Origin of the sequence: Castellaniella sp. (genome assembly GCF_049673105.1) — a bacterium.
Classification (GTDB): domain Bacteria; phylum Pseudomonadota; class Gammaproteobacteria; order Burkholderiales; family Burkholderiaceae_B; genus Castellaniella.
Genome location: NZ_JBATXG010000011.1, coordinates 21,565 through 48,381, shown reverse-complemented (window position 1 = coordinate 48,381; position 26,817 = coordinate 21,565). Strand labels below are relative to the sequence as shown.

General features: G+C 62.7%; 21 protein-coding genes and 1 tRNA gene. 15 read left to right on the top strand and 7 right to left on the bottom strand.

Annotation, left to right across the window (positions count from 1 at the left end; genetic code table 11):
• The first annotated feature begins 237 nt into the window (after window positions 1-237).
• The 9 genes from WBF69_RS03885 (at window position 238) to WBF69_RS03845 (ending at window position 13,799) form a co-directional block, all read left to right on the top strand.
• On the top strand, window positions 238-1,410 hold the full coding sequence (locus tag WBF69_RS03885) for an ABC transporter substrate-binding protein (protein ID WP_424261423.1): 1,173 nt from the start codon (window positions 238-240) through the stop codon (window positions 1,408-1,410).
• A complete protein-coding gene (locus WBF69_RS03880) occupies window positions 1,407-3,398 on the top strand; it encodes an ATP-binding protein (protein ID WP_424261421.1) in 1,992 nt (663 codons plus the stop codon). The genes WBF69_RS03885 and WBF69_RS03880 overlap by 4 nt, the downstream gene beginning before the upstream one ends.
• Complete coding sequence (locus WBF69_RS03875) at window positions 3,391-4,713, top strand: sigma-54-dependent transcriptional regulator (RefSeq protein ID WP_424261419.1); 1,323 nt, start codon at window positions 3,391-3,393, stop codon at window positions 4,711-4,713. The genes WBF69_RS03880 and WBF69_RS03875 overlap by 8 nt, the downstream gene beginning before the upstream one ends.
• A gap of 168 nt (window positions 4,714-4,881) precedes the next feature.
• On the top strand, window positions 4,882-6,207 hold the full coding sequence (locus WBF69_RS03870) for an ABC transporter substrate-binding protein (RefSeq protein WP_424261417.1): 1,326 nt from the start codon (window positions 4,882-4,884) through the stop codon (window positions 6,205-6,207).
• Window positions 6,208-6,294: 87 nt separating this feature from the next.
• Complete coding sequence (locus WBF69_RS03865) at window positions 6,295-8,031, top strand: ABC transporter permease (RefSeq protein ID WP_424261415.1); 1,737 nt, start codon at window positions 6,295-6,297, stop codon at window positions 8,029-8,031.
• 15 nt (window positions 8,032-8,046) lie between these two features.
• Window positions 8,047-9,090, top strand: coding sequence for an ABC transporter ATP-binding protein (locus WBF69_RS03860; protein WP_424261413.1), 1,044 nt, complete (start codon window positions 8,047-8,049; stop codon window positions 9,088-9,090).
• 6 nt (window positions 9,091-9,096) lie between these two features.
• The gene (locus tag WBF69_RS03855; protein WP_424261411.1) at window positions 9,097-9,630 is read left to right on the top strand and encodes a histidine phosphatase family protein; all 534 of its coding nucleotides are present in this window, start codon (window positions 9,097-9,099) and stop codon (window positions 9,628-9,630) included.
• Between the two features lie 219 nt (window positions 9,631-9,849).
• Window positions 9,850-11,094 carry a polyamine aminopropyltransferase gene (gene speE / locus WBF69_RS03850; protein WP_424261409.1) on the top strand — a complete coding sequence of 415 codons (1,245 nt, stop codon included), beginning with the start codon at window positions 9,850-9,852 and terminating at the stop codon, window positions 11,092-11,094.
• A gap of 134 nt (window positions 11,095-11,228) precedes the next feature.
• Window positions 11,229-13,799, top strand: a complete 2,571-nt coding sequence (locus WBF69_RS03845; RefSeq protein WP_424261407.1) for a bifunctional diguanylate cyclase/phosphodiesterase — start codon at window positions 11,229-11,231, stop codon at window positions 13,797-13,799.
• 4 nt (window positions 13,800-13,803) lie between these two features.
• On the opposite strand, the gene WBF69_RS03840 is transcribed toward WBF69_RS03845, so the two are convergent.
• The 4 genes from WBF69_RS03840 to trxB all read right to left on the bottom strand — a co-directional run bounded on the left by WBF69_RS03840 (window position 13,804) and on the right by trxB (window position 16,971).
• The gene (locus WBF69_RS03840) at window positions 13,804-14,694 is read right to left on the bottom strand and encodes a pirin family protein (RefSeq protein WP_424261405.1); all 891 of its coding nucleotides are present in this window, start codon (window positions 14,692-14,694) and stop codon (window positions 13,804-13,806) included.
• Between the two features lie 241 nt (window positions 14,695-14,935).
• Window positions 14,936-15,271 carry a DMT family transporter gene (locus WBF69_RS03835; RefSeq protein WP_424261403.1) on the bottom strand — a complete coding sequence of 112 codons (336 nt, stop codon included), beginning with the start codon at window positions 15,269-15,271 and terminating at the stop codon, window positions 14,936-14,938.
• Window positions 15,272-15,332: 61 nt separating this feature from the next.
• A complete protein-coding gene (locus tag WBF69_RS03830; RefSeq protein WP_424261401.1) occupies window positions 15,333-16,025 on the bottom strand; it encodes a Smr/MutS family protein in 693 nt (230 codons plus the stop codon).
• Window positions 16,009-16,971 (bottom strand): thioredoxin-disulfide reductase, encoded by a 963-nt coding sequence (gene trxB / locus WBF69_RS03825; RefSeq protein WP_424261399.1) that lies wholly within the window; start codon window positions 16,969-16,971, stop codon window positions 16,009-16,011. Before trxB ends, WBF69_RS03830 begins: the two co-directional genes overlap by 17 nt.
• Window positions 16,972-17,016: 45 nt before the next feature.
• Here trxB and WBF69_RS03820 point away from each other — a divergent pair, with 45 nt between their 5' ends.
• Genes WBF69_RS03820 through WBF69_RS03805 form a run of 4 tightly spaced genes read left to right on the top strand, consistent with a single transcriptional unit; the run spans window position 17,017 to window position 22,110 of the window.
• The gene (locus tag WBF69_RS03820) at window positions 17,017-19,374 is read left to right on the top strand and encodes a DNA translocase FtsK (RefSeq protein WP_424261397.1); all 2,358 of its coding nucleotides are present in this window, start codon (window positions 17,017-17,019) and stop codon (window positions 19,372-19,374) included.
• 2 nt (window positions 19,375-19,376) lie between these two features.
• Entirely contained in the window at window positions 19,377-20,027 is a 651-nt protein-coding gene (lolA, locus tag WBF69_RS03815) for an outer membrane lipoprotein chaperone LolA (protein WP_424261395.1), read from the top strand.
• Complete coding sequence (locus WBF69_RS03810) at window positions 20,027-21,412, top strand: replication-associated recombination protein A (protein ID WP_424261393.1); 1,386 nt, start codon at window positions 20,027-20,029, stop codon at window positions 21,410-21,412. Before lolA ends, WBF69_RS03810 begins: the two co-directional genes overlap by 1 nt.
• 2 nt (window positions 21,413-21,414) lie before the next feature.
• On the top strand, window positions 21,415-22,110 hold the full coding sequence (locus WBF69_RS03805; RefSeq protein ID WP_424261391.1) for an aspartate/glutamate racemase family protein: 696 nt from the start codon (window positions 21,415-21,417) through the stop codon (window positions 22,108-22,110).
• Window positions 22,111-22,119: 9 nt separating this feature from the next.
• Here the strand turns inward: WBF69_RS03805 and WBF69_RS03800 are convergent, their stop codons facing one another.
• Window positions 22,120-22,728, bottom strand: a complete 609-nt coding sequence (locus WBF69_RS03800) for a HutD family protein (RefSeq protein ID WP_424261389.1) — start codon at window positions 22,726-22,728, stop codon at window positions 22,120-22,122.
• A gap of 151 nt (window positions 22,729-22,879) precedes the next feature.
• Here WBF69_RS03800 and serS point away from each other — a divergent pair, with 151 nt between their 5' ends.
• On the top strand, window positions 22,880-24,217 hold the full coding sequence (gene serS / locus WBF69_RS03795; RefSeq protein WP_424261387.1) for a serine--tRNA ligase: 1,338 nt from the start codon (window positions 22,880-22,882) through the stop codon (window positions 24,215-24,217).
• Window positions 24,218-24,238: 21 nt separating this feature from the next.
• On the opposite strand, the gene WBF69_RS03790 is transcribed toward serS, so the two are convergent.
• A complete protein-coding gene (locus WBF69_RS03790; protein WP_424261385.1) occupies window positions 24,239-24,598 on the bottom strand; it encodes a hypothetical protein in 360 nt (119 codons plus the stop codon).
• Between the two features lie 163 nt (window positions 24,599-24,761).
• On the opposite strand from WBF69_RS03790, the gene WBF69_RS03785 reads away from it, so the two are divergent.
• Window positions 24,762-24,852, top strand: a tRNA-Ser gene (locus WBF69_RS03785).
• Between the two features lie 95 nt (window positions 24,853-24,947).
• Here WBF69_RS03785 and WBF69_RS03780 read toward each other — a convergent pair.
• Window positions 24,948-26,723: a monovalent cation:proton antiporter-2 (CPA2) family protein gene (locus tag WBF69_RS03780; protein WP_424261384.1), complete on the bottom strand. Its 1,776-nt coding sequence runs from the start codon at window positions 26,721-26,723 to the stop codon at window positions 24,948-24,950.
• Between the last annotated feature and the right edge of the window lie 94 nt (window positions 26,724-26,817).

Sequence of the window (26,817 nt, the reverse complement as noted above, 5' to 3'; positions counted from 1 at the left end):
GACTGTGTGTTGATGAGGATCCGCAGTGCGGTGCTGATTCCTTCCTGGTTCAATGTTTGCCAAGTCTTGTCTGTCCCGCTTGGCTTGTCAAGAAGGGCATCAGCGAAGAGAGTACCGTATATTGTCACGATCAAAAATGGCGCTTCAGAATCGTGAGTATGGAGGATGCAAACATTGCGGCGTACAAGTAAAGCGCGGCGCTCGGCCCCGAGTCGTCCGATGTGGATTCGAGGCTGGATGTCCAGGCTGCTCTTTTTGCTGGCGATCCTGGTGCCGCCTGCCGTCTTCGCGACGACGGAACTGCGGATCATCACCTCGTACCAGGCCGATATGGTCGACCCGCTGCTTGCCGTTTTTCAGCAGCGTCACCCGGATATCCATGTCCGGGTGCTGAACAAGAACACGCCTGCCGCCGTGGATGAGGTGCTGGCCGGCAACGACCGGCGCTTCGACCTGTTCTGGGCCTCTGCGCCCGAGGCCTTCGTCGTGCTGGAAGATGCCGGCCAGCTGCGGGATCTGGGCTTGGGGGCGCATGCGGATTTCGCGTGGTCGGCAGTGGGTTGGACATGGCGCAGCGCTCAGGGCGCCGCGCAGGATTTCCAGGTGCCGCAGGACTGGAACGATCTGCTGGATCCCGCTTTTTCCCAGAGTATCGTGATGTCTCATCCGATGCGCTCGGGCACGACGCATTCGTTGCTGGAAACCATTTTGCAGGATCGCGGATGGCGGGCAGGATGGGCATGGATCCTGGAACTGGCCGGGCAGTTGAATACGATCTCCGCCCGCAGCTTTGGCGTGCTGGAAGGCGTCCAGAGGGGCGAGGCCGAGATCGGGTTGAGCATCGACTTTCTGGCGCTGACGCGCGGGGTGGACGGCTTGGCGTTTCGCTATGGCCGCCCGGTGCTGATGATTCCGGCAAGAATCGCCGCGTTGCGGGGAGGCCGACAAACGGAGGCGGCGCTCGCATTCATGAAGTTCCTGCTGTCCGAAGAAGGCCAGCGTATTTTGTTGCGTCCCGACATCCGCCGCATTCCAGTGGATCCTGTCGTGCGGGCGGAATTGGCGGAATCCTTGCAGCCTGAGATCCGGGCGGCCTTGAATTTCAGCTGGTCCCGTTACGATGCCAAATTGGCTGCGCGGCGGTACTGGCAGGTCAATCAGGTCTTCGAAGCCTTTGTCGCGCGCGACTTGTTGTTGCGCCGGGATCTGTGGCGCCGTCTGCGGGCGCTGGATCAGGCTTCGGCGGCTGAACGCGCCCGCATCCGGCGCTTGCTGACCTGGATGCCGATGACCGAACACCAGGCGCGCTCAGCCCCTCAGACCCGCGAGACCCTGGTGGCGTGGGCCGAGCGGTCTCACACGATGCTGCTCGAGGCCGAGGCGTACATCCGTTTGCTGGAATTGCCATGAGACGATGGCGAGGCTCGATCAGAGGCCGTGTGCTGGCCGTACTGCTGCTGGTCGTGGTGATTGCGGCTGGCGTGCTGGCGGTGGGGATGGCCGTGATGCTGCGGGCCGAGCGCGACTTCCACATGCTGGCCCAGGATCGGATTCCGGCGGTTGCCTTGGCGGGCGAATTGGCCGAGGCCACGGGGGAATTGGCCGCGCTTGCCATGCAGATGGTTGCGGATCCTGCCATGCCCGCTACGCAGGTGTCTCAGGCCATCGACAAGGCCACACGGGGAGTCCAGGCGGTGCTGGCTTCGCCTGTGCTGCAGGCCGTGCCGGAACGTGCCGCGACACGCGTGGCGACGGGGGCGGCGGAACGCGATCTGCGCGAGGCCTTGAATCATTTCAGCCGGATCGGCGCGGATCTGGCTCGCCATGCACGCGAGGAAGCCCAGGCGGGTGTCGACTTGCGCTGGATCCATGCCGATGTGCAGGATCAGGTGCAGGGGATTCTCAGCGACCTGTCCTTCAATATGGATACGCAGCTTGCCGCGCTGGTCGTCGAAACCGATCTGGGGGTGCGGCGCGCGGCGGAACAGGCCCTGTCGCGCGACTGGCTGCTGCGCGACCGGGTACAGCAGATCGGGTCCGAGGCTGCCACCCTGACGGCGCTGCTATTGCAGGCGCGCTCGGCCAGCAGCCTGGATGTGCTGGAACAGACACGTGGGCTGGGCCGCGACACGCTGGACAGGCTGGCGCTGGCGCAACTGAATCTGGCGCCGCGAGTAGGAATCAGATTGCTGGTCCAGGCCCTGGATCGCTTGAAAGCCCTGGCGACGGGAGAAGGAAACGTCTTCGCGCAGCAAGCGCAGCGTCTGGATCTGCACCGGTCCGCCGTGACCCGGTTGCATGCCGCGCAGGCGGCGCTAGCGCGGATGCAGGCGGCGCTGACCGAGCTGGGGAGATCCGAACGCATCGGAGCGCAGCACAGTGCCGATGCGGCGGCCACCGCCATTCGCAGCGGTTCAATCTGGCTGGCGGTGGTGACATTGCTGGGAGCGGTTGCGACAACCCTTATCTTGGTGCTTGGCGTCCATCGCCGCATTCTATTGCGGATCGAGGCTTTGTCAGGGGATTTGCGGCGCATTGCCCGAGGCGATCTGACGGCGGGAAAGACAAGCCTGGATCTGGCGCATGCCCGACCGGATGTTGATGACGAAATCGCCGATATGGCGCGGGCAGTGGACGTGTTTCGCGTGTCGGTGCGTGAACGCCAACAGGCGATCGAGCGCTTGGAGCTGACTCAGCGCGATCTGGTGCAGGCAGGCAAGATGGCCGCGCTGGGTCAGATGTCCGCTGCCATCAGCCACGAGATCAACCAGCCGCTGGCTGCCATCGGCTATCGGCTGCACAATCTCGGCGTTGCTCATCCTGAGATCCGTCCGGCGCTGTCGCGGATCGACGCACTGCTCGAGCGGATCACCCGCACGATCGGCCATCTGCGCCGTATTGCCCGTCGATCCGCTCATCGCAACAGCCGTGTGCTGGTGGCCGAGCCGATGAACGCCGCGCTGGAGCTGCTGGATCACCGTTTCCGCACCGAAGGGGTGGCAGTGCAATGCGATGATCTGGACGGGCTGGCGGTCGCTGCCGATGAGATTCTGCTGGAACAAGTCTTGTTGAATATTCTGGGCAATGCGCTGGACGCCATCCTCGCGCGCGAGGAAGCATCCGCGCCAGGCCTCATCCGGATCGAGCGGGATGGCGACGATCCGGTCAATCTGTTGATCCGCGACAATGGCGTGGGCCTGGGCGGGCAGAGCGGGCAAATCCTGACGGATCCCTTTGTGACGACAAAAGAGCCGGGCAAGGGGCTGGGGCTTGGGTTGTCGATCTCATTTAACGTCATGCAGGATATGGGCGGGCATTTGGAGATCGAGCAGCAGGCGCAGGGCGGGGCTGTCGTGCGACTGCGCCTGAAGCGCTGGCAAGGAGACGATGATGAGTGATGTGCAACACGTGATGTTGGTCGAAGATGACGCGGACCTGCGGCTGGCCACGATCGAGACGCTGGAGCTGGCTGGGTTTCAGGTGCTGGATTTTGCGGACGCGACTGCCGCGCTGGCAGTGCTGACCGCCGACTTCCCCGGTGTGATCCTGTCGGATCTGCGAATGCCGGGTCTGTCAGGCCTGGATTTCCTGGATAGGGCGCGCGCGCTTGCGCCGGACGTGCCTTTTGTCCTGATCACCGCACATGGCGATGTGCCTGCCGCCATGCGCGCCATGCGTGGCGGCGCGCATGATTTTCTGGAAAAACCCTGTCCGCCCGAACTGATGATGGATGTCCTGCGGCGCGCGCAGGCGATGCGCGGTCTGCAACTGGAAAACGCGCGGCTGCGTGACCGCCTGGACCGTCATGCCGCACCCGAGGAGCTATTGATCGGGCGCTCCCCCGCTATGCAGGAGCTGCGTCGGAAAGTGCGAACCTTGGCGGGCTTGCAGCTGGATTTGCTGATCGTGGGTGAAACCGGCACCGGCAAGGAACTGGTGGCGCGTGTCCTGCATGAATTGTCTGCGCGAAACGGTGGTCCCTTTATCGCCATCAATTGCGGGGCTTTGACTGAATCCGAAGTGGATCGTGAATTGTTCGGCACCGATGACAGTCCAGGCCTGATCGCTCGGGCCGAGGGGGGAACGCTGTATCTGGATGAGTTGGAGTCCATGCCGGATGCATTGCAGGTGCGGCTGCTGCGTGTCCTGGACGCGCGCGAGATTACCCCGCTTGGCGCCGCGCCGCGTCCCGTGGATGTGCGTATCTTTGGCAGCGTGAAGCGCGCGCCGGATGTATTGCTGGCTGACGGGGTGTTGCGAGCGGATCTGTTTCATCGTTTCACCGTGGCATTGCAGCTGCCGCCTTTGCGCGAACGTGGCGACGATGCGGCGCTGCTGCTGGCTCATTTTCTAGCTCAGGCGACAGCGCGCCACGATCTGCCCAAGGTTCATGTGGACGATGCCTTGCGCCGCCGGATTGCCTGGCATGACTGGCCTGGCAACGTTCGCGAGGCCCGCAATCTGGCCGAGCGTCTTGCCATTGGCATGGATGCCGGTCTGCCAGGCCAGGACGAACATCGCAGCGAGACCGTTCGCCCCGGCTATGACGCGGCGATGGATGATTTTGAGGCCCGCCTGTTGCGTACCGCGCTGATCGAAACCGGGGGCCGCAAGACCGAGGCAGCCAATCTGCTGGGTATTCCACGCAAGCGGCTGTACCTGCGTTTGCGTCATCACAATATGTTGGACAAGGCGGAAATGGGTCAGATGTGACCCATTTCGTGTGTCGTTAATAACCCATTTTATTCTTATAAAACAAATACTTGCGTGATTTTCATTGTTCGTGCATAGTCCTTCTGGTCTGCTGAATGTCTGGCGCATTGCCGCCGCGACTTGCCCAGCAGACATCGAAAAAATAAGTGAACAACACAGGAGGAAGACATGAAGAAAGCCTTGACCCTGAGCCTCACCGCCGCTGCCCTGGCGATGACGTCCGCCATGGCCTTTGCCGACACCGTCACCGTGGTGACCTCGTTTCCACGCGACCTGACGGATCCGTTCAAGACCGCCTTTGAAGCCGCTCATCCCGGCACCACCCTGGAAGTCGTCAGCCGCAATACCAATGCGGCAGTGTCGTATCTGCAGGAAACCCGCAGCGCCAACGCCGTGGACCTGATGTGGGCCTCCGCCCCCGACGCGTTTGAAGTGCTGAAGGCCGATGGCTTGCTGGCCAAGGTCGACGTGAAGGCGGACGGCATTCCCGATGCGATCGGCGGCTATCCGATCAACGATTCCGATGGTACCTATTTCGGCTTTGCCGCTTCGGGCTACGGGATCATGTACAACACCCGCTATATCAAGGCCAACGATCTGCCTATCGCCAAGGAATGGGACGATCTGAAACGCCCGGAATACTACGGCCACGTCGCCATGTCTGCGCCGTCGCGTTCCGGCACCACGCACTTGACCGTGGAAACCGTGCTGCAGGGCGAAGGCTGGGATAAAGGCTGGGCCACCTGGAAATGGATCGCGGGCAATATGAACACCGTGACGGAACGCAGCTTTGGCGTTCCCGATGCGGTGAACTCGGGCGCGACGGGTTTTGGGATTGTGATTGACTTCTTCGGGCTGGCCTCGAAGGCATCCGGTTTTCCGGTCGATCTGGTCTATCCCAGCGTAACCGCCATCGTGCCCGCGAATATCGGCGTCATCAAAAACGCCCCCAATCAGGCCGGCGCCGTGAAGTTCGTCGAATTCCTGCTGTCGCCCAAGGGCCAGGAGACCTTGCTCAACCCGGCGATCATGCGCTTGCCCGTCAATCCCGCCGCCTATAAGAATGCGCCGGAAGGCTTCCCCAATCCCTTCTCCAAAGACTTTGCGCCGGGTGCGATCGCATTTGACGTCGATCTGTCCGGAGAGCGCTATAACCTCGTGAACTCGCTGTTTGATGTGATGGTGACCTATCGCCTGAACGATCTGCGCGCCGCCGTGTCCGCCATCCAGAAGGCCGAGGCCGCACAGGCCAAGAGCGGCAATGCCAAAGCCGCCGAGCTGATCGCCGAAGCCCGCAAGCTGGTCGAGGCATTGCCGATCACCGAGGCGGAATCCAAAGACCCGTCGTTCACCCAGGTCTTCACGACGTCGCGCGCCAAGCCCGACACCAAGGTCGTGGGTCGTCAGGCCGAAGTGGAACAAGGCTGGGATGCCTTTGCGGTTGAAAACTATCGCAAGGCCCGCGAGCTGGCCGAACAGGCAGCCAAGCTGTAACAGGCTGACAGGCAAGGCCAGTCAGGATCCGCCACCGGGCCGGAGGCGGATCCTGCATGTACGCCAATCCCTTTTAGGATGAGGACGATGGATTCTATTTCCCAGGGCGCCACCCTGCGCCGGTTCACGCTGTTTCCGCGTCTGTCGGGTGCTGCGATGGCCGGCATCCTGATCGCCATTTTTCTGATGGCCTTTTTGATCCTGCCGGTGGCGCAGGTCATCTATGTCGCTTTTCTGGAAGTGGGGACGGGCAGTTTCACGCTGCAGCATTTTCAGGATTTCTTCAATACGACGCTGTTTCGCGAAAGCTTCGTGAACTCGTTCTATGTGTCGGCGATGTCGGTCGTCGTCGCCACTGCGATTGCCCTGCCGCTGGCTTATATCACCACGCGCTTCAATTTCGCCGGCACGGCAGTGATTCAATCGCTGGGCATCATTCCCTTGATCATGCCGCCCTTTGTGGGCGCGGTAGCCATGTCGCTGCTGTTTGGCCGCAACGGCTCGATCAATCTGCTGTTGAACGAATATTTTGGTTTTCGTATTCCATTCATGGATGGCCTGAATGGCGTCATTCTGGTTCAGTCGATCCATTACTTCCCCTTCATATTGATCAATCTGTCGGCCAGCCTGCGCAATATTGATCGCTCGATGGAAGAAGCCGCGCAGAATCTGGGCGCCTATGGGATGCGCTTGTTCCGCCGCATTGTTTTTCCGCTGGCGATGCCGGGTTATTTGGCGGGGGCGGCCTTGGTGTTCATCAAGGTGTTTGATGACCTGGGCACGCCTTTGCTGCTGAACGTCAATAACATGCTGGCGCCGCAGGCCTATTTGCGCATCACCGGCGTCGGGATCAACGACCCGATGGGGTATGTGATCTCGTTCATCCTCGTGGCGTTTTCGGTCTTTTCTCTGTGGGCGTCGTTCCTGTTCATGCGTGGCAAGGATTATGCGACGGTGCAAAAGGGCGGCGGAGGGCTGTCACGGCGCGACTTGCAGCCCCGCGAGAAATGGCTGGCATGGGGTGTGATCGGGCTGATCCTTGCCCTGGTGCTGTCGCCGCATCTTGGCTTGATGTTGCTCGCATTCGGGACGGTCTGGTCTTTTTCGCCCCTGCCAGACGGGTTTACGCTGCAGCACTTCGGCACCATCTTCACCCAATCGTCAGAGTACGTCTGGAATACGCTGGTATATGCGGGTTCGGCAGCCATCATCGACGTGGTGCTGGGTACGGCCATCGCTTACATCGTGATCCGCACCAAACTGGCGGGGCGCAAATGGCTGGACTATATGGCGACTGCCGCGCTGGCGGTGCCGGGCGTGGTCCTGGGCATCGGCTATCTGCGCATGTTCCACGGTATCGAGCTCCCCTTCGGCCTGGGGCAGATGTCCAGTTTCTGGGGCATCATCATCGTGGCACTGGCGGTACGCCGCTTGCCTTATGCGCTGCGGGCATGCATGGCGGCGCTGCAGCAGATCGCGCTGTCGCTCGAAGAAGCCGCCGAAAGCCTGGGCGCATCCCGCACCAGCACCATCCGGCGCATCGTGGTGCCGCTGATGACGGGGGGCATTCTGGCCGGTTTCGTGACCAGCTTCGCCACGGCGGCAGTGGAATTGTCGGCGACGATCATGTTGGTGGCGCAATCCTCTGACGCGCCGCTGGCCTACGGCATTTATCTTTACATGCAATCGCCCGCTGGGCGCGGACCCGGAGCGGCCCTTGGCATTGTGGCCGTCGTGATCGTGGCATTGGGCACTTTTCTTTCACAGCGCATCATCGAACGCGAACGCGCGCGCCAGACGCTGGCCGGCGGCGGACAGCAATAAGCGAAGGAGACAAAAATGACACAACCCAAAGCAGGTATCCGTATCGAGGATCTGCATCTGTCCTTCGGCGACACCAAGGTCCTGGAAGGCATCAATATGGTGATCGAGCCAGGCGAGTTCTTCGCCTTCCTGGGGCCCTCGGGATCGGGCAAGTCGACGCTGCTGCGCGCCATCGCGGGCTTCGGCCCGACTCCGCGTGGTCGCATCTTGATCGGGGACCGCGATGTCGCTGCGCTGCCGCCCTGGAAGCGCAATGTCGGCATGGTGTTCCAGTCGTATGCGCTCTGGCCGCATATGTCGGTGCGCAAGAACGTCGCTTTCGGTCTGGAAGAGCGCAAGGTCCCGGCGCAGGAAATCGGCTCCAAGGTCGAGGCTGCCCTGGAAACCGTGGATTTGCTGCACCTGGCGGATCGCATGCCGGCGCAGCTGTCGGGGGGGCAGCAACAGCGCGTGGCGCTGGCCCGCACCATCGCGATTGAACCGCAAGTGCTGCTGCTGGACGAGCCTTTGTCGAACCTGGATGCCGCGCTGCGTGTCCAGATGCGGCGTGAACTGCTGGCTTTGCAACGCAAGCTGGGGCTGACGACGATTTTCGTGACGCACGACCAGGAAGAAGCGAACACCACGTCGGACCGGATGGCGGTGCTGGACAAAGGCGTTATCCAGCAGATCGGCACGCCGCAGGCGCTGTACGATCATCCGGCGAATGCCTTCGTGGCGGGTTTCCTGGGCACGGCCAATATCCTGACGGGTTCGATGCAAAGCGAGACTTTCGTGACCGCGGGCGGCCAGCGTTTGGCGATTGCCAACCCCGTTGCGAATGCCAATCGCATCGTGTTGCGTCCACAGAATATTCGTCTGGTGACATCGGGCGGCGCCATTCAGGGCACCGTCGCTCACCGCGAGTTTCTGGGCAGCCAGATCCGCTATCTGGTGGAAACGGTCGACGGTCAGATCATTGTGGATACCCTGCATGCCACTGGCGTGCCTCCCCATGATCAGGGCGCGCCGGTTTCCCTGGAGATCGACAGCCACGGCGCCCCCGTGCTGGCGGATTGATCAGGTATGGCTGAATTCTGGTTCATCCGGCATTTCCGGACGCCGTGGAATAGCCAGGGCCGCCTGCAAGGGCAGCGCGACGTCGCTCTGGATGATCCGATGGGGGTGCAAGACCTTGCCATGCTGCAGGCCAACCGGCAGGCGTTGGCGGGCCGGCAGTTTGCCCTGGTGTTGACCTCTCCCCTGAGCAGGGCCAGCCAGACGGCGGCTCTGCACGGCTTTCCCGATGCCGAGCCGGATCCCGATTTGCTCGAAATCGCGTTTGGGGAATGGGAAGGCAAAACCTGGGGCGAGATGGAGGCCGCTCATCCGGGGGCATGGGAACATGCGCTGCACAGCCTGCCGCTTGGCGAAACGCTGGATGACTTTCTTGCCCGCATCACGCGGGTGCGCGACCGCGCAAAATCCGCGCCGGGGCCTGTGCTGGTTTTCGGTCACGGCGCCTGGCTGGGGGGCTTGAAGCTGGTGCTTGAACAGCGCCAGGGCGGTCTTCCCCGGCAGGCGCTGGCCAACGGCGCTTTGGAGCGCCTGATTTTGTGAGGGTCGGGACAAGCGGGATGGGGCCCGGCGCAGTAACGCATCACTCTCAGTATGCGCGCAATTTGTAGATAATAAGCTACCATCTTGCAATAAAAGTTTTCTTCGTCTACTATCTTCGGATTTCTGTCGCGCTGGCGCAGGGTTGCGCTGGTGGGCGCCCCTTTTGTCCAGGCTGATTCACCGCGCGCGTCGCGCCGTCCTGTTTCAGGGGATGCCATCATGCAAGGCCTGCACCTCACTGCGGATCTCTACCGCTGCCAATCCGATATCGCATTGCTGACCGACGAGACCGTCCTCGCCGATCTGTGCCGTCAAGCCACGCTGGAAGCGGGGCTGACCATCGTGGGTGAGAAATGGCAGACCTTTCCCGATTATCAGGGGCAGCCAGGCGGCGTCACCGGCGCTTTGCTGCTGGCGGAATCCCATCTGGCGGTGCACACCTGGCCGGAGCGTGGCGGTGTGACGCTGGATGTCTACGTCTGCAACTTCGAGGCGGATAATTCCGCTCGGGCCGAGCAGCTGATGAATCGGCTTGAGCAGGCCTTCCAGCCCACCCAAAGCCAACGTGAGCATCTGATGCGCGGAGACCGCGACGGTCCGGCGCCCAATCGGGAATTGCTGCTGGAGTCCCTGACCGAGGGCGCCGAATACGGCTTTCGTTTCGATCGCCGTATTCTGGATTGCGATACCGGTTTACAGCGGCTGGAATTGCTGGAATCCCGTGAACTGGGGCTGACGCTGCGCCTGGATGGCTGTTTGATGACGTCCGAGGCCGATGAGGCGTTCTACCACGAGGCGCTGATCCACCCGGCGGCGCTGGCGCATCCGGCGCCTCGCCGGGCGCTGATCATCGGCGGGGGCGACGGCGGCGCGCTGGAAGAATTGCTGAAGCATTCCAGCATCGAATCGGCCACGCTGGTTGAACTGGATGGCGGCGTGGTGGATGTCGCCCGCACCCATCTGACGTCAATCCATCGGGGCAGCTTTGATGATCCCCGGGCAAGCATCCGCATCCAGGATGGGGCGGCCTTTGTGCGCGAGTGCGGCGAGACCTTCGATCTGGTCTATCTGGACCTGACCGATCCCGAAACACCGGCTGGGCCGCTGTATACGCCGGCTTTTTTCGAGGCATGCCGGAATATCCTGGCGCCGGACGGCGCCCTGGTCCTGCACCTGGGGGCGCCGTTTCATGAACCCGATCAGGTAGCCGGCCTGGCGGCCTCCCTGAACGAAATTTTCCCGCAGGTGCATGGCTACGGCTTGCATATTCCGCTGTATGGGTCTTATTGGGCGTTTGCCGTGGCGTCGACCACGCTCAAGCCCGCCAGCCTGTCCGCCCAGGAAATCGAGGCGCGTCTTCAGGCTCGCCAGATCGCCGATCTGCAGGTCTACAGCCCCGAATATCACGGGGCGCTGTTTGCCTTGCCGGCGAATTACCGGCGTTTGTTGCCTGCATTGATATAGCGCACGGTACCGCAACAGGCATCCCGCCGGATTCTTCGCATTTTTTGGTTGGCCTTGTAGAATCCCTACAAATTCGACGCCAAGGAGAGGACTGCGATGTCGGTTCAAGCGGGTATGGCGGTATTGGAAAGCCTATGAGTCGCCTGCGCCGCATCACGTCGCGTGGTAAGCGGCGGAAGCTGATCGAAACCCGGGCCATTCAGCGATTGAGGGCCTCGGTCCGACGGCTGAAAGGGTCCGAGCGTTTGCAGCAGGCCCTGTTTGCCATTGCCAATATGGCAGCATCAGAGCTGGACGTGCAAAGCCTGTTGAAGGGCTTGCACGGCATCATCGCTCAGCTGATGTATGCCGAAAATTTCTATATCGCTCTGTATGATCCGCAGCGCCAGACCGTGCGTTTCATTTACTTTGCCGATGTCATGGATGGCGAGCTGTATAAGCCCGACCAGGAATTCACGGCAGAACAGCTGAACAACACGATCACGCTGGCCCTGATCCGCCATGGGCAGCCCAAGCGCGGCGCTTCCCGTGAAGTCGCCCGGGACCTGGGCTTGGGCGGTCAGGCTGTAGGAACGCCCTCGGTGGACTTCATGGGTGTGCCAATGCGCCATGATGGCCAGATCCTGGGCGTTCTGACCGTGCAAAGCTACGAGACGGGCAGGGGGTATTCCCAGACCGATCAGAATGTGCTGGCCTTTGTGGCGGAACACGTGCTCAATGCCGTCGAGCGTAAGCTGGGTCAGGAAGCCCTGGAACATCGGGTGGCGGATCGCACCCGCGAGCTGGCCACCGTCAATGCCCGCCTGCAAGAGCAGGTGCGCGAACGCGAACGGGCGGCGCACCTGCAGACGACGCTCTATCGTATCGCAGCGCTCGGCCACAGCCCGGGTGGGAGCAAGACTTTCTATCGCAGCATCCACCAGGCGGTCGGCGAGCTGCTCAACGCCGACAACTTCTATATCGTCCTGGTATCCGAAGACCGGCAGCGGCTGGACTTTCCCTATTATGTGGACGAAGCCGGCGCGAAGCTGGAGACCCGGCCCTGGGGGCTGGGCATGAGCGAATACGCCATCCGGGGCGGCCAGACGGTGCTGATGAACAAGGCGGGGATCAGCCGCCTGATCGCCCAAGGCGAAGTCGATGCCGTCACCTACGGCCAGGAATCCGTTTGCTGGCTGGGGGCTCCCTTGCTGGGTTCGCAGGGGGTCATGGGCATGGTCGTGGTGCAAAGCTACCGCGAGAATCTGTATTACACGTCTCAGGACGCCGATCTGCTGACCTTTGTGTCCTACCAGATCGCCAATACGCTGCAGCGGCGTCAGCAGGACGAGGCCTTGCAAGTCTTGAACGCGCAGCTAGAGCAGCGTGTGCTGGACCGGACGCTGGAATTGCGCCAGCAGATCACGGTGCGGGAACAGGCGCAGCAGCAACTGCGGCACCAGGTCATGCATGATCCTTTGACGGGGCTGCCCAATCGCCTGTACTTGCGCGAACGCCTGGAGCGCGCCCTGAACGCCCGGCAAAGCGGGGGCTGCTTCGCGCTCTTGTATCTGGATGTGGACCGCTTCAAGCTGTTCAACGACGGGCTGGGTCATTTGGTGGGCGATGCGGTCCTGCGCGAGGTCGCTGCGCGGATGGCCGAATGTGTGCGCCCGCCCGATATCGTGGGCCGTTTGTCCGGAGACGAATTCGCTATCCTGCTGGAAAACTGCCCTCAACCGTCCACCGCCTGCCAGGTGGCGCAGCGCATTCAGGCCCGGATGGCTCAAGCCGTCCTGATCGATGGTCGCGCCTTGCATGTGTCGGTCAGTATCGGCATTGCCATGAGCCACGAGGGCTATCAGGCGGTCGATCAGGTGCTGCATGATGCCGACACGGCCCTGTATCGCGCCAAGGCGGCGGGCCGGCAGCGCTACGTGCTGTTCGACGAAAAGCTGCATGCCTCAGCCGTGAACGTGCTGGATCTGGAGCAGCAGATGCGCACCGCGCTGGAAGCCGGCCAGTTCGTCCCTTTCTTTCAACCTATCGTGCGCCTGGCCGATGCCGGCATCACGGGCTACGAGGCCTTGATCCGCTGGCAGCACCCCGAGCGCGGTCTGCTGGGGCCGGCGGATTTTCTGCCCGCCGCCGAAGCCACCGGCCTGATCGAGGCCATTGACTGGCATCTGTATCGCCTGGCGTGTCAGGCGGCGCGCGGCATCGTCGGCGACCAGCAAGTGTTGAACATCAATATTTCGCCGCATCATTTCCATAGCCGGAATTTCCCCCAGCGGCTGCTGGACATGTTGTCACAGACGGGTATCGCGACGCATCAGCTGTGCATCGAAGTGACCGAGGGCACCTTGCTGTCGGACCCGGATGCGGCTGGCAGGATCCTGGGCGATCTGCACGAGGCCGGCATCCGCATCGCCTTGGATGACTTCGGGACTGGCTATTCCTCGCTCAGTCACGTGCACAGATTTCCGCTCAAGACCTTGAAAATCGACCGTTCCTTCATCGACCCCCTGGGGCGGGGGCAGCAGCAGCGCAGCTCGGCCATTGTCTCGGCTGTCCTGAGCCTGGCGAAATCCCTGGATCTGGACGTGGTTGCCGAAGGGGTGGAAACCACGGTTCAGCGCGATACCTTGCTGGCGATGGGGTGTAAACAGGCGCAAGGGTTTCTGTTCGGCAGGCCCGCCCCGGCGGGCACCTGGCCGCCGTCCTGAGGATTTATCGGTTGCCTGGCGGGTCTTCGGGCAGGGGAATGAATTCCTGGTCGTCGCCGACCGGCAGCGCCATACGCTGAGCGCGCCAGTCCTCGCGGGCCTGCTCCAAGCGGTCTTTGGACGAGGACACGAAATTCCAGTAGATGAAGCGTTCGCCGATGGGTTCACCGCCCAGCAACATCAGGGTGGATGGCTGGCGAGCCGTGATCTGGGCGCTGTGACCGGCGGCCAGCACCAGCATGCGGCCTTCGGGCAGGATGTGGCCGTCCAGTTCGACTTCGCCTCGCGCGACGTAGACGGCGCGTTCCGGGTATTGAGCGCTTAGGCTGCGGCGGGCGCCGGCAGTCATTTCCCAGTGCAGGTAGAACAGCGGGGAATGGGTCTGGACCTGGGCCGTCTCGCCATCTATGGATCCGGCGATCAGGCGGCTGACGACCCCTTCTTCATGGGCTTCCGGCAGTTGGTCGGCGCCGTGGTGATGATAGAAACCGGGGGCGGTTTCCTCGAATTCCTTGGGCAGAGCGACCCAGGCTTGAATCCCGTGCAGGCGGGCGCCGTGGCTGCGCGCGTATTCCAGGCGTTCGCTGTGAGTGATGCCGCTGCCGGCAGTCATCCAGTTGACCTGGCCGGGGCGGATTTCCTGCTCGAAGCCCAGGCTGTCTCGGTGGGTGATGGCGCCGCTGTACAGATAGGTCACGGTGGACAGGCCGATATGCGGATGAGGTCTGACGTCTAGCGCCTTGGGAATGCCGGGCGCCAGATCCAGCGGCCCCATATGATCCAGAAAGATGAAGGGGCCGACCATGCGGCGCTTGCGGAAGGGCAGCACGCGACCGACGGTCAGTCCGCCCCCCAGATCGTGTATGCGGCGGTCGATCAGTAAGGTGGCGTCCATGAGAGTTCCTGGTGTAATGAAAGGGTTGCCGACAGACTACGATACTCCGTGATGCGATTCCCTAGGGACTTCCCTAGGTGTCAGAGACTGTTTCAAGTTGCATAATGCCGTTCATGCAGGTGAGGAGACAGCCCTGCTTGGGCACTGGCGCTGCGGAGATAGCGCTTTCATTTGTAGGCTGTACCCATAAAAAATAAAATCTGACGGGGCCGGTGATCCAATCACTGGCCCTGTTCATTTTCTAGTGTCCGCCGGATGCTGAAAAGACATTCAGCACCAGCACGCCGGCCAGGATCAGGCCGATGCCGATCAGGGCGGCGGCATCCAGCGTCTGGTCAAACACGAGGTAACCGATGGCGGCGATGGCGACGATGCCTACGCCGGACCAGACCGCATAGGCGATTCCTACCGGGATGGTCTTCAGCGCCAGCGCCAGCAGGTAGAACGCCAGCCCATAGCCGATGACCGTGATGCTGGACGGCAGCAGGCGGGTAAAACCGTTCGATGCCTTGAGCGCGGACGTGGCGACGACTTCGGCCGCGATGGCGATGATCAGGTATGTCCAGCTGGGATTCATAAGTTATCGAGCGTCCGGTGGGAATGATGATGTGTCGCAAGCCCTGGCGGCGGGCTGGCGGTTACGGTGCGGGCACACGCAGCAGCGCGGTCACGGCGCCGGCGCCGCCTTCGCGCTCGCCTCCCTGGACCCAGGCCTGGATGGCTTCCAGGCGGCTGAGGTGCTGGCGCACGGCGGCTTTCAGGATGGGTTCCCCCTGGCGCGATCCGATGCCCTTGCCGTGAACGACGCGCACGCAGCGGATGTCGTGTTCCAGGCAGGATGACAGAAACCGATCCAGGCGTTCGCGGGCCTCGTCGGCAGTGCTGCCGTGCAGATCCAGCGTGGCTTGGGGGACCCATTTTCCGCGCCGCAGCCCGCGCAGCAGATCCGGCCCGCAGCCCGGCTGCAGGAATTCACCGGCCTCCAGGTCCAGGACCGCAGCCTGGGCATGCCGCTGACGCGGCTGCCTGGGCGCCGGCTGCATGGCAGGGGCGCCTTGGGCGTGTTCGCGGCGGGCTTGCAGCAGGGTGTCGGGATCGCGGCGCAGCGTAGCCCGCGCGCGCGGCCCGTGATCCGGCAGGGGCTGCACAAAGCGCATGGCTTGCCGGAACAGGACGCGGTCGCTGGCGTCCAGCGCCGCAGGGGGCGTGACGGCGGGCTGCGTCTCGCGCGGCGCAGCCGCCTGGGCGGCTGCCCGTGATGCGGCTGCTTCTTGCGCAGCGGCCCGCAGGCGGCGTAAATCCGCCAGCGTCGGCTTAGTGTTGGCCTTCATTCTCCAGCCAACGTTGTGCGTCCAGGGCGGCCATGCAGCCGGTGCCAGCGCTGGTGATCGCCTGACGATAGACGTGATCCTGCACGTCGCCGGCGGCGAACACGCCCGGCACCGAGGTCATGGTGGCCAGTCCCTGCAGACCGCTGCGGGTCGTGATGTAGCCGTTTTCCATTGTCAGCTGGCCTTCGAAGATGGCCGTGTTGGGCTTGTGCCCGATGGCGATGAAGGTTCCGGTGACCGCCATGTCCTCGGTCTGGCCGGTCTGGGTGTTGAGCAGGCGGGCGCCGGTGACGCCGGACGCATCGCCCAGGACTTCCTGCAGCTCGTAGAAAAGCTTCAGGCGCATATTGCCGTTCTCGACCTTGTCCATCAGTTTGTCGACCAGGATGGGCTCGGCGCGGAATTTGTCGCGCCGGTGCACCAGGGTGACGGTGCGGCAGATATTGGACAGGTACAGGGCCTCTTCGACCGCCGTGTTGCCGCCGCCCACCACCAGCACGTCCTGGTTTTTATAGAAGAATCCGTCGCAGGTGGCGCAGGCTGACACGCCGCGTCCCATGAAGGAATGTTCGGATTCCAGCCCCAAGTATTGGGCGGATGCGCCGGTGGCGATGATCAGGGAATCGCAGGTGTACGTCGCGCCCGTGTCGCCGTTCAGCACGAAGGGGCGCTTGGACAGGTCGACGCTGGCGATGTGGTCGAACACCATTTCGGTATTGAATCGCTGGGCGTGTTCCATGAAGCGCTGCATCAGGTCCGGCCCTTGGACGCCGTGCACGTCGGCGGGCCAGTTGTCCACATCCGTGGTGGTCATCAGCTGCCCGCCTTGTTCCAGGCCGGTGATCAGCACCGGAGACAGGTTGGCGCGCGCGGCGTAGACTGCGGCGGAATAACCGGCCGGTCCAGAGCCCAGAATCATCACTTTCGCGTGTTTTACAGTAGACATCACAGAAAATCCATTCATCATCGACCTCCCAATTATAATGGCGGGATGGCTAGAATTCCGGTGACCTCCTCCCGCTCCTCGCGCAATGTGCGTAATGGCCCTTCCCCCTTGCAGGTGCGCCTCAGCGGTCTGCTGCGCGAAGCGCGTTGGATCCTGCTGGCGGCGGTGGCCGGCTGGCTGATCCTGGTCTTGGCCACCTGGCACCGGACTGATCCGGGTTGGTCGCATTCCCTGATGGCTGGCGCGACCCAGAACTGGGGCGGTACATTTGGCGCCTACGTGGCCGACCTGATGCTGTATCTGTTCGGCGCGTCGGCCTGGCTGTGGGTGCTGCTGATGCTGCGCCACGTCGCCGCCGGGTTTTATCGCCTGACCCGTGTCGTGCTGCCGACCAAAATTCCGGAACTGCTGCCGCGAGTGCGCTGGGAAGTCGGCATCGGCTTTACCTTGCTGTTTCTAGGCTGCATGGGCATCGAAGCCCTTCGGCTGCAAAGCTGGGGGAACGAGTTGCCCGCCGGCGCGGGCGGCCAGCTGGGCCATCTGCTGGCGGGGGTGCTCGCCCAGACGGCGGGCCAGGCGGGGGGCACCTTGCTGCTGCTGGCCTTCATCGTCATGGGATCCAGCCTGTTTTTCGGTTTTTCCTGGCTGAATGTATCCGAGCAGGTCGGCTTCTATCTGGAAGTCGGCGCCCGCCGCCTGCTGGATCTGAAAAACGCCTGGCAGGATCGCCGTGCCGGCATGACGGCCCAGGCCGAGCGCCAGGAACTGGTCGAGACCCGTCAGACGCAATTGGTGCACGAACAACCGGTGCGCATCGAACCTACCGTGACGACGGTGCCCAAGTCCCCGCGCGTGCAGCAGGAAAAACAGCAGACCTTGTTCACGGCCAAGGAAGACCCTGCCCTGGGCGGCAGCCTGCCGGCGCTTTCCTTGCTGGATCCGGTCGAACAGACACAGGAAACCGTCTCGCCGGAAACCATTGAATTCACCTCGCGCCTGATCGAAAAGAAACTGTCGGATTTCGGGGTCAGCGTCACCGTGGTGTCGGCCCAGTCCGGCCCCGTCATCACCCGCTACGAAATCGAGCCCGCGACGGGGGTCAAGGGCAGCCAGATCGTCAATCTGGCCAAGGACCTGGCGCGGGCGCTCAGCCTGGTGCGCATCCGGGTGGTGGAAACCATTCCGGGCAAGAACCTGATGGGGCTGGAACTGCCCAATCCGCGCCGCCAGATGGTGCGCTTGTCGGAAATCCTGGGGTCGCAGGTCTATCACAGCAGCGCGTCGCTGCTGACTATGGCGCTGGGCAAGGACATCGCCGGCAATCCGGTGGTGGCCGATCTGGCGAAAATGCCGCATTTGCTGGTGGCCGGTACCACGGGTTCGGGTAAATCGGTGGGGATCAACGCCATGATCCTGTCCTTGCTGTACAAGGCCGATGCCAGCCAGGTGCGCCTGATCCTGATCGACCCGAAAATGCTGGAAATGTCCGTCTACGAGGGCATCCCTCACCTGCTGGCGCCGGTGGTCACCGATATGCGCCACGCGGCCAACGCCCTGAACTGGTGTGTGGCCGAAATGGAAAAGCGCTACAAGCTCATGAGCAAGCTGGGGGTGCGCAATCTGTCGGGCTTCAACACCAAGATCCGCGAGGCCCAGAAACAGGAACAGCCGATTCCCAATCCGTTTTCCTTGACGCCGGATGCGCCCGAACCCCTGAACACCCTGCCGATGATCGTCGTGGTCATCGACGAGCTGGCCGACCTGATGATGGTGGTGGGCAAAAAGGTCGAGGAACTGATCGCCCGTCTGGCGCAAAAGGCGCGGGCATCCGGCATTCATCTGATTCTGGCGACCCAGCGCCCCAGCGTGGACGTCATCACCGGCCTGATCAAGGCCAATATTCCCACGCGCATCGCCTTTCAGGTGTCCTCTAAAGTCGACTCGCGCACCATTCTGGATCAGATGGGCGCGGAAACTCTGCTGGGGCAGGGCGACATGCTGTATCAACCGCCCGGCACCAGCGTGCCTACCCGGGTGCACGGCGCGTTTGTGCATGACGACGAGGTTCACCGCGTGGTCGAGGCCTTGAAAGAGGCCGGTGAGCCCGACTACATCGAAGGCCTCCTGGAAGGCGCTCTGGAAGGCGAGACCGGCGATGGGGTCAGTTCCGTTACCGGCTTTTCCGATCAGGAAAACGACCCTCTGTACGATCAGGCCGTCGAGGTCGTGCTGCGCAGCCGCCGGGCCTCGATCTCTTTTGTGCAGCGCAATCTGCGCATCGGCTACAACCGATCCGCGCGGATCCTGGAACAAATGGAACGCAGCGGGCTGGTCAGTCCGCAGCAGCCCAATGGCAACCGCGATATTCTGGTGCCTGCCCATACAAGCGAGGACGATTCATGAGCATGAGCGCTTGTTTTCCGACTATTCGCCGCCGCGCGCTGGCTGTCGCCATCTCGGTCGGCCTGGCAGGTCTGCCGGGCCTGTCCTGGGCCGTCGACACGGCCCAGGTGCAGCTGCAGGCCTTCGTCGGCAAGGTCCAATCCGCCACCGGCCAGTTTCAGCAGACGCAGGCCGCGCCCAATGGCGTCGCGCGCACCCAGACAGGAACATTCGCTTTTCAACGCCCCGGCAAATTCCGCTGGCAGGTCCTCAAGCCCTACGAACAACTGATCGTGTCCGATGGGCAGTTGGTCTATCAATACGATCCGGATCTGGAACAAGTCACGGAACGCAAGGCCGGGCAGGCGATCGGCGCTTCGCCAGCCGCCCTGCTGTTCGGATCAGGGTCGCTGGACGATGCCTTTACGGTGCAAGCACAGCCTGACCGCGATGGTCTGCAGTGGTTGCGGGCGGTGCCCAAGACCCCGGACGCGGGTTTCACCCACGTGGATATCGGCTTTTCCGATGGTTTGCCCCGGCGGCTGGAACTGCTGGACGCTTTCGGCCAGACCTCCCGCATTGCCTTTTCCGACCTGAAGGCCAATCCCGCTATTCCCGCCGCCCAGTTCCAGTTCACCGTGCCCAAGGGCGCGGATCTGGTCAAGATGAACTGATGGCGACCCAGGGAGACTTGCTGGGCGGTGCCCCCGCCCCGTCCGGCAAGGGCGCGGGTTTCGGTCAGAAAGCACCTGGGGGGCTGCCTGCGGGGGCCGCTGTCTCTGAGCATGCACCTTTGGCCGAGGCCCTGCGCCCCCGGACATTGGACGAAGTCATCGGCCAATCGCATCTGTTGGGCGAGGGTAAGCCGCTGCGCCTGGCTTTTCAGTCGGGCAAGCCCCATTCCATGATTTTCTGGGGGCCGCCGGGGGTCGGCAAAACAACCTTGGCGCGCTTGACGGCCACGGCGTTCAAGTGCGAATTCATTGCCCTGTCGGCGGTGTTCTCGGGCGTCAAAGACATCCGGGCTGCGATGGAGCAGGCGCAGCAGAACCTGGCGATGGGCAAGCACACGATCTTGTTCGTGGATGAAATTCATCGCTTCAACAAGTCCCAGCAAGACGCGCTGCTGCCGTATGCGGAAAGCGGCCTGGTCACCTTCATTGGCGCAACCACCGAGAACCCTTCCTTTGAAGTGAACTCGGCCTTGTTGTCGCGCGCCCAGGTCTACGTGCTGAAATCGCTGGACGATCAGGAATTGCGCCAGTTGGCGCAGCGGGCGCAGTCCCAGGCCATGAGCGATCTGGTGTTTGACGATCTGGCGATCGAGACGTTGGTGGGCTACGCCGATGGCGACGCGCGACGCCTGCTGAATCTGCTGGAACAGTGCCAGACCGCCGCCGGCGCCAGCGGCGTCAAGCAGATCGACGCCGAGTTCATCCAGAACGCCCTGACGCTGAACGCCCGCCGTTTCGACAAGGGCGGCGACAATTTCTACGACCAGATTTCCGCCCTGCACAAATCCGTGCGCGGCTCGCATCCCGACGCCGCCCTGTACTGGTTGACCCGCATGCTGGACGGCGGCGCTGATCCCCGCTATCTGGCGCGCCGCATCGTGCGCATGGCCTGGGAAGACATCGGTCTGGCCGACCCTCGCGCGCTGCAGATCGCCAATGACGCCGCCTTGACCTATGAACGGCTGGGCAGTCCGGAAGGTGAGCTGGCCTTGGGGCAGGCCGTGATTTATCTGGCGGTAGCTGCCAAAAGCAATGCAGGGTACATGGCCTACAACCAGGCCAGAGCATTCGTGAAGCAGGACAAAAGCCGCGAAGTCCCCGTGCACCTGCGCAATGCGCCCACCCGGTTGATGAAGGAACTGGGCTACGGGCATGAATACCGCTATGCTCACGACGAACCCAATGCCTATGCGGCGGGGGAAACGTATTTGCCCGACGGCATGCCGGAACCCGGATGGTATCAGCCGGTGCCACGAGGGCTGGAATTGAAAATCGGCGAAAAACTGGCGCAGCTACGCCTGTGGGACGAGGCAGCAGGGGAATGAGCATGAAAACCATCGGTCTGATCGGCGGCATGAGCTGGGAATCCACCGTGCCCTACTACCGGCAGATCAACCAGGCCGTCAAAGCGCAGCTGGGCGGCCTGCATTCCGCCAAGATCGTCCTATATAGCGTGGATTTCGCCCAGATCGAACGGCTGCAGCATGCCGGCGATTGGGATGCCGCCGGCGCCATCCTGGCGGATGCGGCCCGTGCACTGGAGCGCGCCGGCGCGGATTTCCTGGTGTTGTGCACTAATACCATGCACAAGATCGCGCCCGCCATTGAATCCGCCGTCCGGATTGCGCTGCTGCACATCGCCGATCCTACGGCTGCCGCCATCCGCCAGGCGGGCCTGGATCGCATCGGTTTGCTGGGTACGGCGTTCACGATGGAACAACCCTTTTACCGCGATCGCCTTCAGGATCGGCACGGCATCCAGGTATTGGTGCCGGACGCCGCAGACAGGGCCCTGGTGCATCGCGTGATCTACGACGAATTGTGCCTGGGCCGTATCGAAGACGCCTCACGCCAGGCGTATCGCGCCGTGATGCAGAAACTGATGGATCAAGGCGCCCAGGGCATCATCCTGGGCTGCACGGAAATTTCCCTGCTGGTCGGTCCGCAGGACGCTGGCGTGCCGCTCTTCGATACCACGTCGATCCATGCCCAGGCGGCGGCGCAAGCCGCGCTGGGTCGCTAAGGCCCGCCCTCAGGGATACAAGTTGACGCGCGCATCCACCAGCCGCGCATCCGGCGTCAGCGGGGTCAGGCCCAGTTTGAAGAAGGGCACGTAATCCAGGGTGATGCGCAGGGTGTCGCCTGTGTCCAGGATGCGCTGCCCTCCCAGATGGGCGGGCAGGTCCGTCTGGAAGCGCCCTTGCACGCAATGCAGAATCGTCTCGCCCGGACGCAGGGGCAGTTGCTGAGCGCTGCTGCGCATGTCGATGCAACCGTGCGCTTGTTTGCGGCGCAGCATCAGGTTGAAATCCCGGGCTGGACCAGCCGTCAGGGCGGCTGTGTACGGCGTTTCTCCTGCGAAATACAGGCGGGCGCCGGTCTCCAGCAGTGTTTCCTGGCCGGTATCCGTCTGGGTCAGGCGCAGCGGGCCGCCACCGGTCAGGATCAGGATGCGGTCGATGTCTTCCCAATACGAAAATGGCCCATCCGAAGCGATGTCGGCGGCGCTGATACGCCAGACAAAATCGTCCGGCCCGGCATCGTCCGGGGAGATGGCGATCTGGCGGCTTGTGCCGCCGCCGTTTTTCCAGGGGGTAGGCTGCAGCTCGGCGGCGGGGATGTAGCGGATGGCGTCCTGCATGAAAGCTCGCGTACGGAATGGTTTAATTTAATACAATAACCCGGCCCCGGATGCCACCATCCGGGATATCCGGTTTCGGCCCGCCCGCTGTGCGGGCCCAGTCATGGACGTTCAGGGACGCCCGGAACGTCTTCACCATTTGCTCATCGCCATGCTAGATACCAATCTGCTGCGCAAGGACCTGGACCGCGTCGTGCACGCGCTGGGGCGTCGCGGCCTGACCTTCGATACAGACCGCTATCATGCTCTGGAAGCCCGCCGCAAAGAAGTCCAGGTGCAGACGGAAGAGCTGCAAGCCCGACGCAATGCGCTGGCCAAGCAGATCGGCCAGCTGAAATCCAAGGGCGAGGACGCCTCCGCCGTGCTGGCGGAATCCCAAGCGATTCCTGATCGCCTGAAGGCCCTGGAACAGGATCTGGGCGCCGTACAGCAGGAATTGGCGCAGTGGCTGATGACCATTCCCAACCTGCCGGACGACAGCGTGCCCGATGGCGCGTCCGAGGCTGACAATGTGGAAGTCCGCCGTTGGCTGCCTGGCGCAGCCGATGCCGCCGGAAACCCCGCCGGCCTGGGGTTCGAGCCGCGCGACCATGTGGCCTTGGCAGAGCCCTTTGGCCTGGATTTCGAGGCGGCGCGGTCCCTGGTGGGCGCGCGCTTCATGATGCTGCGCGGCCCCGTTGCCCGCCTGCATCGCGCTCTGGCGCAATTCATGCTGGATCTGCAGACCGGCGAACATGGCTATCAGGAATGCTATACGCCCTACATCGTCAACAGCTCCACGCTGTTTGGCACCGGCCAGCTGCCGAAATTCAAGGACGACATGTTCTGGGTGACGAAAGGCGGGCAGGGCAGCACGCCGGATGAAGACGGCCCCGCCGAAGACCTGTACCTGATTTCAACGGCGGAAATTCCGCTGACCGGCACGGTGCGCGACCGCATCCTGGACGCCCAGGATCTGCCCGTGAAACTGACGGCGCATACCCCGTGCTTCCGTTCGGAGGCCGGCAGTGGCGGGCGCGACCTGCGCGGCCTGATCCGCCAGCACCAGTTCGACAAGGTCGAGATGGTGCAGATCGTGCATCCTGATCAGTCCTGGCCTGCGCTGGACGAGATGGTCGGTCACGCCGAACACGTGTTGCAGGCTCTGGGTCTGCCGTATCGTGTCGTGCTGCTGTGCGCGGGTGACATGGGTTTTGGTTCGGCCAAGACCTATGATCTGGAAGTCTGGCTGCCGGCGCAGAACACCTGGCGTGAAATTTCTTCTGTGTCCAATTGCCTGGATTTCCAGGCCCGCCGCCTGCAGGGGCGTTTCCGTCCCGAAGGCCCCAAGGCCAAGCCGGAATACCTGCATACCTTGAACGGTTCCGGCCTGGCGGTGGGTCGCGCCCTGGTCGCCGTGCTGGAAAACTACCAGCAGGCCGACGGCAGTGTCGTCGTTCCGCCCGCGCTGCGTCCCTATATGGGCGGGCTGGAAGTCATCAGCGCGTAGCCGACGGGCCAAGCGCCGCCGTCAACTGTGATGCTTTTTGGGCTGAGGCCCCCGATAGCGGGGCCGGCCTGACATGGCAGGCGTGTTGGCGGCGGATTCGGTATCGTTTTGCGCCCCGATGCGGGTCAGGCCGTACAGGATCAGCACCCAGAACAGCAGGCTGGCGCCGGTCGCCAACAACCCGTTGAAACTGGCGTAGCCAGTGGCTGCAGAGGCCTGGATGTCGAACGTATTGGCAATGAGGGGAATATTGCCCAAGCCTTCGACCAGCAGACGACCGGGCAGGGTAAAACCCCATTTCAAGGCAGCGATGACTTCCCAACCGGCGATGGTGCCGTTGCCGTCGATGTCGAGCACAAAACGCAATGCATGGATGTTCATGATGTCCTCCAGCAGCTTGTCATGCCTGCTTTCACTATAGGCGGTTTGTCAGGTTTGGACAATCGTGTACCGCTGGCGGGGGCCGGCCGTCCTTCCGCCCGCCCTGGGCGTCATGGGAAAACATTTTCGTGCTAGAATGCCCGACTTGACCGCAGTCAGAGCCGGAGAGGTGGCAGAGTGGTCGAATGTACCTGACTCGAAATCAGGCGTACGGTAACCCCGTACCGTGGGTTCGAATCCCACCCTCTCCGCCAGAACATCAATAAAATCAAGCTGCTACGGCACTAAGGGCGCAATCCTTGGTGCCGTTTTCTTTTTCCGGATCGCTGGGCTGTCCGGTTCATCGGGCTCAGCGCCCCTTCCGAGCATCTTCCGAGAGCAGGTGCTCGAGCTCCTGGGCCACTTGGCGCGTGGTTTGAATGAGCTGATTCTCATCACGAAAAACCGCGTACTGACGATCCAGCAGTTCGTGGTCATAGCGTCGAAAGCGCTCCAGCGCATCGCGTGTCTCGTGCGCGGGCAGGCCCAGACCTTCCATCACATTTCTGCCCAGTTCCAGGCTTGAATACAGCGTTTCCCGCACACTGAGCTTCACGCCCAGTTCGCGCAGCAGGTGGGCATGGTATCGGTTGCGGGCGCGGGCGTAGATCTCCACGCCAGGAAAATGGTCGCGCACGAGCGTGGCCACATGGACCGAGTCTTGCACGTCATCGATGGCCAGCACGAAGATCCTGGCGTCATTCACATGCGCTGCGCGCAGCAGGTCGAGCCGCGTCGCGTTGCCGAAATAGACTTTGTTTCCGAAGCGGCGAATCGCGCTGACTTCGTCCTGATCCGCGTCCAGCGCCGTGAACGGGATGTTCTGCATGCTCAGTACACGTCCTACGATCTGGCCGAATCGACCGAAACCCGCAATGACCACCGCCGTTCCCGTGTCGGTGATGGCATCGAAATCAGGTGTTTCATGGCGGTGGGCGCGGGCGTTCAGCACGCGGTCGTTGAACATCACGATGAAGGGTGTCACCACCATGGAGAGCGTCACGGCCAGAGTGAGCAGGTCTGCCGTGTCTTGCGGCAACAAGTGGTATGCCGCAGCAGTGGAGAAAATCACGAAGGCGAATTCGCCGCCCAGCGCCAGCACCACGGCGAAGTGGCGCGGTGCCGGCGCCGGCAGGCCAAAGGTACGAGCCACGCCATAGAGCACCAGCGCTTTGACTGCCAGGAAACCTATCGTGAGGCCCAGCACCTGCAGCGGGATGGCGGCGAGCAGGCCCAGATTCACCGACATGCCCACGGCCACGAAGAACAGTCCCAGCAGCAGCCCCTTGAAGGGCTGGATGTCTGCTTCGAACTCATGCCGGTACTTTGAATCGGCCAACAGCATGCCGGCAACGAAGGCGCCAAGACCCATGGAAAGGCCCAAGAGTTCGGCGGCCAGACTTGCGCCAATGACGATCAGCAGCGCCATGGCCGTGAAAATTTCCGGCGTGCCAAAGTGCATGATGAAGCTGAATGCCCAGCGCAGCACGTATCGGCCCCCCAGGAACAGCAAGGCCAGGACGATGGCAACGACCAGCAGGGTGGGCACCAGGCTGACGCCAGACGCGCCATCCGCTCCGTCCGAGAATAGCTTGAGCATGGCGAGCACCGGGATGGCGGCGATGTCTTGAAACAGCAGCGTGCCAAACGCCGCACGGCCATGATGGGCGGTGAGCTGCTTTTTCTCGGCCAGCATCTGCAACACAAAGGCGGTGGACGAGAGCGACAGCCCGAATCCGGCGATGAGCGCAGGCGCCCAGGCCATGTCCAGCGCGCGGGCGGCCAGCAACAGCAAGACGGTGGTGACCGCCACCTGCAGCGCCCCGATGCCGAATACGGTGCGTCGCAGCGCCCATAAGCGGGACGGCTGCAGTTCCAGCCCAATGATGAACAGCAGGAGCACGACGCCGATCTGTGAAAAGCTCAGCAGTGCGTCCACCCCGGTAATGAGCCGCAAGCCCCACGGTCCGATCAGCACGCCGGCGACCAGATAGCCCAGGACGGAGCCGAAGCCTGATTTGCGCGATAGCGGCACCGCCACGCAAGCGGCAATGAGGAAAACGAGGACCTGCGGCAGGAAGGTCATGGGGGCGGCCTGAGTGAGATGGCTAGCCGCTATTTTATGGCGGCTCCGACCAGGATGGCCGTCGAGCGGTATAGGCATACCACCCGTGGCCTTG

What these genes read in the sequence shown, in the direction of transcription:
- WBF69_RS03800 (WP_424261389.1), bottom strand. Translation starts at nt 22,728, where the DNA reads ATGCAGGACGCCATCCGCTACATCCCCGCCGCCGAGCTGCAGCCTACC.
- WBF69_RS03820 (WP_424261397.1), top strand. Translation starts at nt 17,017, where the DNA reads ATGGCTAGAATTCCGGTGACCTCCTCCCGCTCCTCGCGCAATGTGCGT.
- lolA (WP_424261395.1), top strand. Translation starts at nt 19,377, where the DNA reads ATGAGCGCTTGTTTTCCGACTATTCGCCGCCGCGCGCTGGCTGTCGCC.
- WBF69_RS03830 (WP_424261401.1), bottom strand. Translation starts at nt 16,025, where the DNA reads ATGAAGGCCAACACTAAGCCGACGCTGGCGGATTTACGCCGCCTGCGG.
- WBF69_RS03840 (WP_424261405.1), bottom strand. Translation starts at nt 14,694, where the DNA reads ATGGACGCCACCTTACTGATCGACCGCCGCATACACGATCTGGGGGGC.
- WBF69_RS03780 (WP_424261384.1), bottom strand. Translation starts at nt 26,723, where the DNA reads ATGACCTTCCTGCCGCAGGTCCTCGTTTTCCTCATTGCCGCTTGCGTG.
- speE (WP_424261409.1), top strand. Translation starts at nt 9,850, where the DNA reads ATGCAAGGCCTGCACCTCACTGCGGATCTCTACCGCTGCCAATCCGAT.
- WBF69_RS03845 (WP_424261407.1), top strand. Translation starts at nt 11,229, where the DNA reads ATGAGTCGCCTGCGCCGCATCACGTCGCGTGGTAAGCGGCGGAAGCTG.
- WBF69_RS03865 (WP_424261415.1), top strand. Translation starts at nt 6,295, where the DNA reads ATGGATTCTATTTCCCAGGGCGCCACCCTGCGCCGGTTCACGCTGTTT.
- WBF69_RS03790 (WP_424261385.1), bottom strand. Translation starts at nt 24,598, where the DNA reads ATGAACATCCATGCATTGCGTTTTGTGCTCGACATCGACGGCAACGGC.
- WBF69_RS03885 (WP_424261423.1), top strand. Translation starts at nt 238, where the DNA reads ATGTCCAGGCTGCTCTTTTTGCTGGCGATCCTGGTGCCGCCTGCCGTC.
- trxB (WP_424261399.1), bottom strand. Translation starts at nt 16,971, where the DNA reads ATGTCTACTGTAAAACACGCGAAAGTGATGATTCTGGGCTCTGGACCG.
- WBF69_RS03810 (WP_424261393.1), top strand. Translation starts at nt 20,027, where the DNA reads ATGGCGACCCAGGGAGACTTGCTGGGCGGTGCCCCCGCCCCGTCCGGC.
- serS (WP_424261387.1), top strand. Translation starts at nt 22,880, where the DNA reads ATGCTAGATACCAATCTGCTGCGCAAGGACCTGGACCGCGTCGTGCAC.
- WBF69_RS03855 (WP_424261411.1), top strand. Translation starts at nt 9,097, where the DNA reads ATGGCTGAATTCTGGTTCATCCGGCATTTCCGGACGCCGTGGAATAGC.
- WBF69_RS03835 (WP_424261403.1), bottom strand. Translation starts at nt 15,271, where the DNA reads ATGAATCCCAGCTGGACATACCTGATCATCGCCATCGCGGCCGAAGTC.
- WBF69_RS03805 (WP_424261391.1), top strand. Translation starts at nt 21,415, where the DNA reads ATGAAAACCATCGGTCTGATCGGCGGCATGAGCTGGGAATCCACCGTG.
- WBF69_RS03875 (WP_424261419.1), top strand. Translation starts at nt 3,391, where the DNA reads ATGAGTGATGTGCAACACGTGATGTTGGTCGAAGATGACGCGGACCTG.
- WBF69_RS03880 (WP_424261421.1), top strand. Translation starts at nt 1,407, where the DNA reads ATGAGACGATGGCGAGGCTCGATCAGAGGCCGTGTGCTGGCCGTACTG.
- WBF69_RS03870 (WP_424261417.1), top strand. Translation starts at nt 4,882, where the DNA reads ATGAAGAAAGCCTTGACCCTGAGCCTCACCGCCGCTGCCCTGGCGATG.
- WBF69_RS03860 (WP_424261413.1), top strand. Translation starts at nt 8,047, where the DNA reads ATGACACAACCCAAAGCAGGTATCCGTATCGAGGATCTGCATCTGTCC.